Annotated in this window: 11 protein-coding genes; 3 read left to right on the top strand and 8 right to left on the bottom strand. The window is 66.8% G+C overall.

Annotated elements, in window-relative coordinates; translation table 11 throughout:
* Nucleotides 1–17 precede the first annotated feature (17 nt).
* From ACTSLZ_RS01235 to ACTSLZ_RS01225, 3 genes are read right to left on the bottom strand one after another with little or no spacing between them, the layout of a single operon-like run.
* On the bottom strand, nucleotides 18–1,223 hold the full coding sequence (locus ACTSLZ_RS01235; RefSeq protein WP_443095445.1) for an acyl-CoA dehydrogenase family protein: 1,206 nt from the start codon (nucleotides 1,221–1,223) through the stop codon (nucleotides 18–20).
* Between the two features lie 3 nt (nucleotides 1,224–1,226).
* On the bottom strand, nucleotides 1,227–2,138 hold the full coding sequence (locus ACTSLZ_RS01230; protein WP_443095444.1) for an amidohydrolase family protein: 912 nt from the start codon (nucleotides 2,136–2,138) through the stop codon (nucleotides 1,227–1,229).
* Nucleotides 2,139–2,140: 2 nt separating this feature from the next.
* On the bottom strand, nucleotides 2,141–3,064 hold the full coding sequence (locus tag ACTSLZ_RS01225) for an SDR family NAD(P)-dependent oxidoreductase (protein WP_443095443.1): 924 nt from the start codon (nucleotides 3,062–3,064) through the stop codon (nucleotides 2,141–2,143).
* A 92-nt stretch (nucleotides 3,065–3,156) separates the two neighbouring features.
* On the opposite strand from ACTSLZ_RS01225, the gene ACTSLZ_RS01220 reads away from it, so the two are divergent.
* Nucleotides 3,157–3,669 carry a MarR family winged helix-turn-helix transcriptional regulator gene (locus ACTSLZ_RS01220; RefSeq protein WP_443095442.1) on the top strand — a complete coding sequence of 171 codons (513 nt, stop codon included), beginning with the start codon at nucleotides 3,157–3,159 and terminating at the stop codon, nucleotides 3,667–3,669.
* Nucleotides 3,670–4,017: 348 nt separating this feature from the next.
* Here the strand turns inward: ACTSLZ_RS01220 and ACTSLZ_RS01215 are convergent, their stop codons facing one another.
* From ACTSLZ_RS01215 to ACTSLZ_RS01195, 5 genes are all read right to left on the bottom strand, one after another.
* The gene (locus tag ACTSLZ_RS01215) at nucleotides 4,018–4,311 is read right to left on the bottom strand and encodes a hypothetical protein (RefSeq protein WP_443095441.1); all 294 of its coding nucleotides are present in this window, start codon (nucleotides 4,309–4,311) and stop codon (nucleotides 4,018–4,020) included.
* Nucleotides 4,312–4,318: 7 nt separating this feature from the next.
* Entirely contained in the window at nucleotides 4,319–5,629 is a 1,311-nt protein-coding gene (locus ACTSLZ_RS01210; RefSeq protein ID WP_443094785.1) for an ISL3 family transposase, read from the bottom strand.
* A 120-nt stretch (nucleotides 5,630–5,749) separates the two neighbouring features.
* Nucleotides 5,750–7,060: an ISL3 family transposase gene (locus ACTSLZ_RS01205; protein ID WP_179628043.1), complete on the bottom strand. Its 1,311-nt coding sequence runs from the start codon at nucleotides 7,058–7,060 to the stop codon at nucleotides 5,750–5,752.
* A gap of 96 nt (nucleotides 7,061–7,156) precedes the next feature.
* A complete protein-coding gene (locus ACTSLZ_RS01200; RefSeq protein WP_443095440.1) occupies nucleotides 7,157–7,390 on the bottom strand; it encodes a hypothetical protein in 234 nt (77 codons plus the stop codon).
* 154 nt (nucleotides 7,391–7,544) lie between these two features.
* On the bottom strand, nucleotides 7,545–8,456 hold the full coding sequence (locus ACTSLZ_RS01195) for an inositol monophosphatase family protein (RefSeq protein WP_443095439.1): 912 nt from the start codon (nucleotides 8,454–8,456) through the stop codon (nucleotides 7,545–7,547).
* Nucleotides 8,457–9,456: 1,000 nt separating this feature from the next.
* Here ACTSLZ_RS01195 and ACTSLZ_RS01190 point away from each other — a divergent pair.
* On the top strand, nucleotides 9,457–10,497 hold the full coding sequence (locus ACTSLZ_RS01190) for an agmatine deiminase family protein (protein ID WP_443095438.1): 1,041 nt from the start codon (nucleotides 9,457–9,459) through the stop codon (nucleotides 10,495–10,497).
* Complete coding sequence (locus ACTSLZ_RS01185; RefSeq protein WP_443095437.1) at nucleotides 10,494–12,218, top strand: amidase; 1,725 nt, start codon at nucleotides 10,494–10,496, stop codon at nucleotides 12,216–12,218. Before ACTSLZ_RS01190 ends, ACTSLZ_RS01185 begins: the two co-directional genes overlap by 4 nt.
* Nucleotides 12,219–12,262 lie beyond the last annotated feature (44 nt).

Here is a 12,262-nt window from a genome sequence, read left to right as displayed (position 1 = left end):
GTCCTGGACCTGTCGTGTCAGCTCCTGCGCCGTGGAACGAAGGCGCCGATCCCTGTCAGCGAGCGCCCCACGATCAGGCTGTTGATCTCGTGCGTCCCCTCGTAGGAGTAGATGGCCTCGGCGTCGGCGAAGAAGCGGGCGACGTCGGCCTCCAACGTGATCCCGTTTCCGCCGCAGACCTCCCGGGCCAGAGCCACGGTTTCGCGCATCCGGAGGCACACGGTCGCTTTGGTCAGGGCCGAGTGCTCGTCCCGGTAGGACCCGTTCTCCTGCGCCTCGGAGAGGGACGCGCACATCGACACGGCCTGGGCCACATTTCCCTGCATGCGGGCGAGCTTCTCCTGGATCAGCTGGAAGGAGCCGACGGACATGCCGAACTGTTCGCGGCCCGTGACGTAGCGGAGGGCCGCTTCGAGGGAGCCGGCGGCCACACCCGCCGCGATCCACGCGACGTCGGAGCGCATGAGGCGCAACATTCTCGCGACGTCCTGGAAGGATCGGACGTTCTTGAGGCGCATCGATTCGGGGACCTCGACGTCGTCCAGGGTGATGTGGGCGTTCTGCACGATCCGCAGGGCGGCCTTGCCCTGAATCGTCTCCATCTCGACCCCGGGGGCATCGGTCGGGACGAGGAATCCCTTGACCTCGTCGTCGTTCTCATCCCGGGCGAAGACGGCCAGCCAATCGGCCTGGGTCGCGCCGCCGATCCATCGTTTGGCCCCGGTCAGCCGCCACGCGTCGCCTTCGCGCCGGGCCGTGGTCGCGAGGCCGCCGGCCACATCCGAACCGTGGTCGGGTTCCGTCAGGCAGAAGACCCCGAACCGTTCCCACGAGGCGATCTTGGGCCTCCACTCGCGGATCGTCTCCTCATCCCCGCCCTCGAGAACGGCCGTGCGGAACAACCCGGCCTGGGCCGTGTGGAACGTGGCGACGGACGCGTCGGTCTTCGCGAGCGTGAAGCATCGGAGCCCCCGGAACAATGGACGAGGATCGGCGTCGAGCATGGCCGGCTCCACCAGGTCCAGGTCCACGAGGGGCCGGACGATGCGGTCGGGGAAACGTCCCTGGTCCCACGCGTCGTTGACGTAGGGGGCGACGTCGTCCGCCAGAGTCCGTTCGAGCGCTTCGAGCAGGCCGCGCTCGGCGTCGGTCAGCGACGCGGAGACGCCCAGGGGATCGGACACCGGGAACAGCGAGCGGTTCGGGTCGGCGGTCTGGGGCATGGGTCAGTCCTCCTTCTTCGCGGAGTCTTCCGGGGCCAGGCCGAGAAGACGGGCGACGTTGTTCTTGAGGATGTCCTCCCGGATCTCGTCACGGAACTCGCGTTCCTCGAAGGCCCGAAGCCACTTGTCGGGCGGGATCAAGGGGTAGTCCGTGCCGAAGAGGACCCGGTCGGGGAAGAATCGGTTGGCGGACGCGACCAGAGAATTGGGGAAGTACTTCGGCGACCACCCGGACAGGTCGATCCAGACGTTGGACTTGTGCGTCGCGATCGAGTTGGCCTCCTCCTGCCAGGGAACCGAGGGGTGGGCCATGATCACGTCCAGATCCGGGAATTCGGCGGCGATCTCGTCCAGGAGCAGCGGGTTCGACCTGGACAGTTTGATGCCGCCCCCGCCGCGCAGTCCCGCGCCGATGCCGTTCTGACCGGTGTGGAACAGCGCCGGAACGCCGAGGTCCGAGATCTCCGACCAGAGGGGGAAGAACGCGTCATCGGACGGGTCGAAATCCTGCAGCGAGGGGTGAAACTTGAACCCCATGACCCCGTTGTCCTCGACGAGCCTCCTGGCCTGCTCCACCGCGGACCGCCCCTTGCGGGGGTCGACTGACCCGAAAGGAATCAGCACGTCCGCGTGGTCCGCGGCCTGTGTGGCGATCTCCTCCGAACTGATCGGAGGGTGGCCGGTGGCCGACTCCGAGTCGACCGTGAAGACCACGGCGGCCATGCCCCACTCGCGGTACCGCTCAGCGATGGTCTCGAGGTGCGGCGTCCGGTCGCCGGCCTTGAAGTACTTCTCCGACGCCGCGATGAACTCGTGGGGCATCGACTCGTGGCCGTGGGAATCCTGTTCGATGTGGGTGTGGACGTCGATGGCCGAGACGGCGGCGGGATCGACGGCGCATACGTAACGAGTCATGGTCACTTCTCCTCGGGGCGGAGATCATCCGGGAGGGGCAGGAATTCTTCCCCGACCGACTGGCGGTGCTGGTCGACCAGGGCAGGGAGGTCCGCGGCGAGCCGGTCGAAGTCCCAGCCGCCGTCGCGGTACTCGGTCGCCTCGGGCTGCGGGTGGGTCCACACCTGCAGTCGGTCACCGCCGACGCCGATGACCTGCCCGCTCTCACCGAGATCGCCGCCGACCAGGTACGCAACGAGGCCGGCGACGTCGTCCGCGGTCCCGAACCCGAGGTCGTGACGGAAGAACGAGGGCATCGGTCGGCCGTCGTCCTCAGCCTCGATGGCCTTCTGGAAATAGGGGACCGTGCGGGTCATGGCGGTCGAGGCGACGGGAACGGCCGCGTTGATCTGGACGCCCGCCTTCTTCATCTCGAGGGCCCACGTGCGGACCATGCCGATGATTCCGGCCTTGGCCGCGGCGTAGTTGGTCTGCCCGAAGTTTCCCCGTTGTCCGGTGGGCGAACCGATGCACACGATCGACCCCTGGACGTCGTTCTCCTTGAAATGCCGGAAGACCTCACGAACGCACGTGAAGGTGCCTCGCAGATGGACCTGGATGACGGCGTCGAAATCCTCGTCCTGCATCTTGAGCAGGGACTTGTCGCGGAGGATCCCGGCGTTGGTCACCAACCCGTCGAGTCGACCGAACGCCTCGAGCGCTGTTCGGACCAGGAGCGTGGCCGCCTCGGTGGTCCCGACCGCGACCGCACACGCCGTGGCCGTGCCGCCTTCGCCGCGGATCAGCGCGACGGCGTCGTCGGCAACCTTCTGATCGACGTCGTTGACGACCACCTTGGCACCCTGACGAGCGATCTCGCGGGCGTAGGCGAGCCCGAGCCCGGCCCCGGCCCCGGTCACGATGACGGCTTTGTCCTTCAGGGTCATGTCCACTCCTAGCGTGATTCGGGTTACATCTTCAGTCACCAAAACCCAAATAATTGAAATTGTCAATCATTGGTTCGTTCTATGATGTCCGTATGACTGATCGAGGTGAATCGAAACCGCCGAAGGCCGACCTGTGCGGGCCGGCGCACGGGTCGGCGAGCGGGCTGGAGTCGACGGAAATCGCGCGGGACGCGGTCTTCCTGCTGGAGAAGCTGGGTGCCGTCGGAACCCTGGATGCGAATCGGGAACTGAGAGACTTCGGGCTGAATGCCAGGTCCTTCAGCGTCCTGAGCCTGGCTGGGGAGGAGAGTGCCCCGACGCAGAAGGCATTGGCCGAGATGCTGACCCTGGATCCCAGTCAGATCGTGGCCCTCGTCGATCGACTGCAAGGAGAGGGGCTGGTCGAGCGGGTCCCGGACGAGCGGGACCGGCGGATCCGCAGGGTCAAGGCCACGCGGGAGGGGAACGAGGTCTGTCGGAACGCGCGCGAGCGCATCTTCCGAGCCCAGCGGGTGACCCTCTCCAAGCTGGACGAGTCGGAAGTCCGGCAACTCGTCGCCCTGTTGGGCAAGGCGCTGTTCGGGCGGGCAGGATCGGCGGGGTGAGGTGCCGAGGTGGCAGTTTCGTGCGGATTCTGGCTCGAGGTGGCAGCTTTGTGCGATTTTGGGCGTCGAAACTGCACGGGAGTGCCACCTCGGGAGGATTTCCGCACGGGAGTGCCACTTCGCGCTGATCTCAGCGGGTCCTGGGTCGAAGTGGCAGTTTTGTGCGACGTCGGGCGTCGAATTGTGCGGCGTCGGGCGCCGAGGTGGCAGTGTTGTGCGTTCTGTCTGGCGAGGTGGCAACTTTGTGCGGAATTTGCCGCCGAAACCGCACGGAATTGCCACCTCGCGAGGGTGTCAGACGGCGTCGTGCGCCGAAGCGGCAATGCGGTGCGCGCCCGTCCTGGTGGTTCAGGCTTTCATCTTCTCCTCGTATTTGGCCTTGGCAGCCTTGCTCAAGAAACGGATCTTCCGTTCCTCGGCCACGGCTACGACAACCAAGAGCGCGGCGCAGACCACGCAGGCCACATACATGACCGAGAAAACGGATCCCCATCCATGGAGAACCCATCCGAAGATGTTCAAACCATCTCGCTTGGGATCTGCGATCGCCGCAAGGCCCACTTTTGCCATCGAGTCGCCGAACATGTAGCCGAAGAGGCCGGCCATACCGTTGGATACGCTGAGTCCGCGCTTGGGGACCATATCGGGCTCATCGCATTTGAGGGTGTAGGTGGTTCCTGAAGCCGCCGGTGTCGAGCAGCGATCGGGCTATGTAGTTCGTGAGGTTCCGGAATCCGAGGGCGGAGCCGCGGAGGTGTTCCAGGCGCCCGTTGATCGCCTCTGTTGGCCCGTTGGACGTGCCGGGCCGGTCGAAGAACGCGAGGATGTCGGCGGCGCGCTGCTTGAGCGTGCGGCCGAGCTTGCGGACCTCCACGAGCGCGGCGGGGACGCCGCTGGAGACGGAATCGATGACGGCTGTCATCAGCTTCTCCGCCGTCTTCCGATCGGGTTCGCGGTAGGCAGCGATCACGCGCTGGTAGATGCCCCAGGTCGCCTCGACCTCGACGTGCTCGGAGACCGCGAACAGTGCCTCGAGACGGGTCTGCTGCCGGTCAGTGAGCAGCTGCGCGCCGGTGTGGAGGATGCGGCGGGCCTTGTAGAGCGGATCGTTTTTGCGGCCCCGCCGGCCGTGCAGGCACTGCTGGACGCGACGACGGCAGGTGTCGAGGGCGTCGCCGGCGAGGCGGACGACGTGGAACGGGTCCATCACCGCCTGCGCGTCCGGGAGCTCCTCGCTGACGGCGGTCTTGAAGCCGGTGAACCCGTCCATCGCGACGACCTCGACACCATCGCGCCAGTCCTGCGGGCGTGCGGCGAGCCAGGTCTTGAACACGGCTTTCGAGCGACCCTCGATCATGTCCAGCAGACGGGCGGGGCCGGTCTTGTCGCGGTTCGGGGTGAGGTCGATGATGACGGTGACGTACTTGTCGCCGACTCTCGTGTGGCGCCAGACGTGCTCGTCGACGCCGATCACGGCGACGCCGTCGAACCGGGCGGGATCGTCGATCAGCACTCGACGCCCTTCAGCGAGGACCGCGTTGTTCGCCGTGTGCCAACCGACACCGAGTCCGGCGGCGACGCGGGCGACGGTGAGGTGGTCGATCACGAGCGCTTCCAACGCCCACCGCATCCCGCTACGGGACAGCTTGGCTCGCTCGGGCGCCGCTGCCGTGAGGTCCTCACGCCAGGACCGTCCGCATCCCGAGCACTTGTAGCGGCGGACCCGGACCAGCAGCGTCGTCGGGCGATGACCGAACGGCTCGTGGGCGAGACGCCGCGTGTCCGTCCCGCGCGAGAGCGCCTGGCTACCGCATCCCCGGCACCACGGATCCGGCTCGGCGACGCGGCACTCGATCACCGCGCGATCCGGCTCAAAAAGCTGACCGGTGGCCACGAGGCCGAGCTCGTCGAGATGGCAGAACACGGTCAGATCAGGGGTCGCGAAGGTAGCGTGGTGCACGTCGAGGTCTTCCGGCAGATGGTCAGTGTGAGAACTTCCATCATCGGAAGGCCTCGACCCTCATCCGGCGACCGACGCGCTCAGCCACCTACCCCCTCAACTGCGAAGAGCCTAACCGGCTCATCGCATTTGAGGGTGTAGGTGGTTCCTGAAGCCGCCGGTGTCGAGCAGCGATCGGGCTATGTAGTTCGTGAGGTTCCGGAATCCGAGGGCGGAGCCGCGGAGGTGTTCCAGGCGCCCGTTGATCGCCTCTGTTGGCCCGTTGGACGTGCCGGGCCGGTCGAAGAACGCGAGGATGTCGGCGGCGCGCTGCTTGAGCGTGCGGCCGAGCTTGCGGACCTCCACGAGCGCGGCGGGGACGCCGCTGGAGACGGAATCGATGACGGCTGTCATCAGCTTCTTCGCCGTCTTCCGATCGGGTTCGCGGTAGGCAGCGATCACGCGCTGGTAGATGCCCCAGGTCGCCTCGACCTCGACGTGCTCGGAGACCGCGAACAGTGCCTCGAGACGGGTCTGCTGCCGGTCAGTGAGCAGCTGCGCGCCGGTGTGGAGGATGCGGCGGGCCTTGTAGAGCGGATCGTTTTTGCGGCCCCGCCGGCCGTGCAGGCACTGCTGGACGCGACGACGGCAGGTGTCGAGGGCGTCGCCGGCGAGGCGGACGACGTGGAACGGGTCCATCACCGCCTGCGCGTCCGGGAGCTCCTCGCTGACGGCGGTCTTGAAGCCGGTGAACCCGTCCATCGCGACGACCTCGACACCATCGCGCCAGTCCTGCGGGCGTGCGGCGAGCCAGGTCTTGAACACGGCTTTCGAGCGACCCTCGATCATGTCCAGCAGACGGGCGGGGCCGGTCTTGTCGCGGTTCGGGGTGAGGTCGATGATGACGGTGACGTACTTGTCGCCGACTCTCGTGTGGCGCCAGACGTGCTCGTCGACGCCGATCACGGCGACGCCGTCGAACCGGGCGGGATCGTCGATCAGCACTCGACGCCCTTCAGCGAGGACCGCGTTGTTCGCCGTGTGCCAACCGACACCGAGTCCGGCGGCGACGCGGGCGACGGTGAGGTGGTCGATCACGAGCGCTTCCAACGCCCACCGCATCCCGCTACGGGACAGCTTGGCTCGCTCGGGCGCCGCTGCCGTGAGGTCCTCACGCCAGGACCGTCCGCATCCCGAGCACTTGTAGCGGCGGACCCGGACCAGCAGCGTCGTCGGGCGATGACCGAACGGCTCGTGGGCGAGACGCCGCGTGTCCGTCCCGCGCGAGAGCGCCTGGCTACCGCATCCCCGGCACCACGGATCCGGCTCGGCGACGCGGCACTCGATCACCGCGCGATCCGGCTCAAAAAGCTGACCGGTGGCCACGAGGCCGAGCTCGTCGAGATGGCAGAACACGGTCAGATCAGGGGTCGCGAAGGTAGCGTGGTGCACGTCGAGGTCTTCCGGCAGATGGGCAGTGTGAGAACTTCCATCATCGGAAGGCCTCGACCCTCATCCGGCGACCGACGCGCTCAGCCACCTACCCCCTCAACTGCGAAGAGCCATATAACCCAGCTCCAGGGTCGAAATTCCGAAATCGGCCTTGAGCGAGGGCTGAGCGGCCTTGAAGTTGGTGCGAATCAGATACATGCAGGCGTAAGTCAGGTATATCGCCAGGAATGCCTTGATGAAATTCCTGAACCACAGCCTGCGCTGCTCCGCGGTCGACAAGCCCAAGGGCGCGATCTTCTTCAATTCGAACTGTCGGAACAATCCGGACATTGGACTTCCTTCTTTTCCACACAATAAGAGGGTGTCCGCGGACGGTGAGTCCGCGAACGGGGAATTCGGCGAGGCAGACCTCATCGAACGACCGGCTGTGCGTCCGGACGCTGGCCGTGGCGTTCAGCACGGCTGTGGCGTCGTCGTGCGCCGATCACTGGGTGAGGGGCAGGCATCCTGAGGCACCACAGGATGCGAGGAGTGCCGTGAGGTCATCAGCGATGCTCGGGGCGGACATGAAGGCCAGCTCGCCCTCGACCGAACTGGCGTCCGGACTCGGAACGCGCACCACGGCGCCGGCTTCTTCCGCAACCAAGTTGGCACCTGCGAAATCCCATCCGCTGATGCCGTGTTCGAAGTAGGCGTCGAAGACACCGGCGGCCACCAGGCACCCGTCCAGGGCGGCAGCGCCGAAACGGCGCAGGTCGGCCACTTTGGGCAGGAGCTCGGCTGCGACGCGGGATTGTGCCGCGCGGCGTTGCTGAATGCAGGAAAAGCCGGTGGCCACGATGCTCTGCCCCAGCTCCGCGGGACGGCTCACTTCAAGACGAACGGTGCGTCCCTCGACGTCGGCCAGAAAAGCTCCGATTCCTCGGGCGGCCACATACGTTCGATGCTGAACGACATCGGCCACCGCGCTGGCAACGATCCGTCCGTCCCGTTCGCACGCGAGGCTCACCGCATAGGCCGGGATGCCGTGCACGAAGTTGGCCGTTCCGTCGAGGGGATCAACGATCCAGCGGCACGCCACGGTTTCGTCGGTCTCCACCGAACAGGCCGGCGGTCGCTGCCCTTGCTTGGGGTCCCCCATGGAGTCCGAGCCCTCTTCGCCCAGCACGGTGTCCCGCGGCCTGAAGTGGTGGAGACGAGCCCGGATGAGGCTCTCCGACGCCCGGTCCACCTCAGTGACCAGGTCAGTTGCGGTGCTCTTGGTCTGGACCTGCCCGGCGAAACCGGTGACGCAGGCGCGACGTCGGATGAGTTCCGCCGCCTCGCCCACCACGTGGTACGCGAGAAGAGCGAACTGACCGTTGATCGATCCGGCGATGTCGACCACGCGTTCCATGAACAACCCCCTGTGCCATGGGTCGACGCTCGGATCCGCGCTGGTTTCCCCGAGGTCGCGGCCCGCGAGAGCGCAGGACACTAGGGTGTGGCGCGGGCGACGTCGACCTCGTTACGTTGATCACCGAGTAAAGTAGCTCGGCTCACGACGGGTGGCAACAGGACTGGTCACGCCCAGGGGTGACGGGGCGACGAGGTGGCAGTTTCGTGCGGATTCTGGGTCGAGGTGGCAGTTTTGTGCGATTTTGGCGGCCGAGACCGCACGGGAGTGCCACCTCGCGGGGGTTTCAGCGGGCTCTGGGGTCGAAGTGGCAGTTTCGTGCGTTCTGTCTGGCGAGGTGGCAGTTTCGTGCGGAATTTGGGGTCAAAACCGCACGGGATTGCCACCTCGGGAGGATTCCTGCACGGGATTGCCACCTCGCGCTGATCTCAGGGGGATCTGGGGTCGAAGTGGCAGTTTCGTGCGTTCTGTCTGGCGAGGTGGCAACTTTGTGCGCAATTTGCCGCCGAAACCGCACGGGATTGCCACCTCGGGAGGATTTCTGCACGGGAGTGCCACCTCGCGGGGGGGGCGACGCCGCCGGGCCCCGAGTCCCGAAGTTGCGTGGGGGTTGCCCGATTGGGAGGTGAGAACTTCCGTTAGGTGGCGGTTCAACCCCCTCATTTTGGAGGGAAGTACCACCGAATCGGGTAACCGCCACCCAGCGGGCCGCGCGTCGATTCCCACGCCCCAACCCGTGCGCGCACCCCACTCCACATGCACAAACGCACGTCCGCACCCGCACCCGCACCCTAGCCCGCACACCCAACCCCCACACCCAACCCCAACCGCCACACCCCCACACCCGCCCGCCAGGGACCGCCTTCCCAGTAGCGCAAATCACATGTACTCTTGCTGGGAACGTAAACGAAACTGGTTCGTTAAATCGACACGCACGATGATTCGTCGACCGCCCGGCCGCTCCGCCACGGCAGGCGACGAACGAGAAAGTGAAGGACGCATGGCCTGGACGATGCCGGCGGAAACGGCGCCCCATGAGAGGACCTGGATGGCGTTCCCCAGTGAGGGGGAGACGCTGGGTTCCACGGAGGCCGAGCGCGAGGAGGGCTACGAGGCCTGGGCCGCCGTGGCTCGCGCGATTGCAGAGTTTGAGCCGGTCACCATGGTCGTCGACCCGTCGGAGGTCGGGCGTGCTCGACGCATGCTGGGCTCCGGCGTCGATGTGGTCGAAGCCCCGGTGGACGAGTTCTGGATGCGCGACGTCGGGCCGACCTTCGTGCGGGATACCGAGGATCCGCAACGGATCGGGGCGGTCGACTGGATCTTCAACGGCTGGGGCGACAACGACTGGGCCCAATGGGAGAAATCCGCGGAATTGGGGCGGTTCGTCGCCGAATCCGCCGGCGTCGAGCGTGTTTCCTCCGTGCTGGTCAATGAGGGCGGCGGAATCCACACCCACGGCGAGGGCACAATCCTCGCGACCGAGACGGTGCAGCTCGATCCTCGCCGCAACCCGTACGCGACGCGGGAGAGGGTCGAGGCCGAATTCGCCCGGACACTGGGCGCGAGGAAGGTCATCTGGCTTCCCCAGGGGCTGACCAGGGATTACGACGAGTTCGGGACCAATGGTCACGTGGACATCGTCGCGACCTTCACGTCGCCGGCGACCGTTCTCGTACACGATCAGCAGAACCCCGAGCACCCCGACCACGCGGTCTCCGCCAAGATTCGACAAGCCCTCGAAGGCCAGACCGACGCCGAAGGTCGGCCCCTGCGGATCCTGGATCTGCCAGCGCCGAGCCGGCTCCATGACGATTTCGGCCCGGTGGACTGGAGCTACGTCAACCACTACGTCGCCAACGGCGCCGTGATCGCCTGCTCCTTCGGGGACGACGCCGCCGACGCCCGGGCGCGGGAGGTCTTGGGCGAGGCCTATCCCGGCCGCGAGGTCGTCTCCGTGGAAGCACGACCCATCTTCGATCGTGGCGGCGGAATCCACTGCATCACCCAGCAGCAGCCGTCCGGGGGTGACCTGGCGTGACGCGGATCGACGTCGTGGAAGCGGGGATCGCCGACCTGCGCGAGGCGATGACCTCGGGGCGAGCAACCTGCGAGGAGATCCTGGATGCCTACCTGGCGCGCGTCGATGCCTATGACGCCGCCGGGCCCTCCCTGAATGCCGTGGTCGTGCGGAACCCGGAGGCCCGCGCGGAGGCTCGGGAATCGGATCGACGCCGTGCCCGGGGCGAGACCCTCGGCCCGCTGGACGGGATCATCTACACCGCCAAGGACAGCTACCTGGTTCAGGGGCTGACGGCGGCGGCCGGTAGCCCGGCCTTCGCCGATCTGGTCGCCCAGAAGGACGCGTTCACGATCGAGAGACTCCGGGCGGCAGGGGCGATCTGCCTGGGGCTGACCAACATGCCTCCCATGGCCAACGGCGGCATGCAACGAGGCGTCTACGGACGCGCCGAGAGCCCGTACAACGCATCGTGGCTGACCTCGGCCTTCGGATCCGGATCCTCCAACGGCTCGGGGACCGCCACCGCCGCCAGTTTCGCCGCCTTCGGGCTGGGCGAGGAGACCTGGTCGAGCGGGCGCGCCCCGGCGTCCTGCAATGCTCTTTTCGCCTACACCCCGTCGCGCGGTGTCATCTCGGTGCGCGGGAACTGGCCGCTGGTGCCGACCATGGACGTGGTCGTTCCCCACACGCGGACCGCTGAGGATCTCGTCGAGGTCCTGGACGTGATCGTCGCGGACGACGCCGATACCCGCGGCGACTTCTGGCGCGCCCAGGAGTGGATCGACATTCCGCGCGCATCCGAGATCAGGCCGGCGTCGTACCTTCCGCTGGCCACCGGAGACCCTGCCGCCGCGAAGCAACGACTCGATGGGGTGACCCTGGGCGTTCCGCGCATGTACATCAATGCTGACCCGGACGCGGGCACCGCGGAGAAACCGGGCATCGGCGGTTCGACCGGGCAGCGCATCGACACTCGTGCCAGCGTGATCGATCTCTGGGCCTCGGCGAAGGCCGACCTGGAGGCCGCCGGTGCGCGCGTCGTCGAGGTCGATTTCCCCGTGGTCACCAATTACGAGGGCGACCGACCGGGGGCGCCGACCATTCGCACCCGCGGCCTGGTGACGCCCGAGTACCTCGACCGGGAGATCTTCGACCTGTCCGCTTGGGCCTGGGACGACTTCCTCCGGGCCAATGGCGACTCCGCGCTGGACCGACTCGACGACGTCGACGGCGCGCGCATCTTCCCGCACCCGGAAGGCGCCCTTCCCGACCGGTACGACGGTTTCGACGACGACATCGCCGAATACCCCGCGTTCATCAGGGAGAACCCGATCGAGTCCTTCCGAGACATCCCGGAGCTCGCCGACGGGGTGGCCGGCCTCGAGGAAACCCGAAGGATCGACCTCGAGGAATGGATGCAGGAGAACGGCCTGGACGCCGTCGTGTTCCCCGCAATGGCCGACGTCGCCCCGTCCGACATGGACGTGAACCCGGCATCCGCGGACCTGGGGTGGCGCAACGGCGTCTGGGTCGCCAACGGGAACCTGGTGATGCGTCACCTGGGGATCCCCAGCGTGACCGTCCCGATGGGAACCATGCAGGACACCGGCATGCCCGTGGGCCTGACCTTCGCTGGACGGGCCTACTCGGACACGGATCTTCTCGGCATCGGCCTCGCTTTCGACTCCTTGAGACCGCGCCGCACCTCACCGGCCAGGACCCCTCGCCTGCCGAACTGACCTTTCTGGGGCACAGCCCCCTTCATCCCTCGAATTCCCACACA

Origin of the sequence: Rothia koreensis (assembly GCF_052232265.1) — a bacterium.
Lineage (GTDB): Bacteria > Actinomycetota > Actinomycetes > Actinomycetales > Micrococcaceae > Rothia > Rothia koreensis.
Note: the sequence above shows the minus strand (reverse complement) of the source record. Positions and strands in the feature narration are given on the sequence as shown.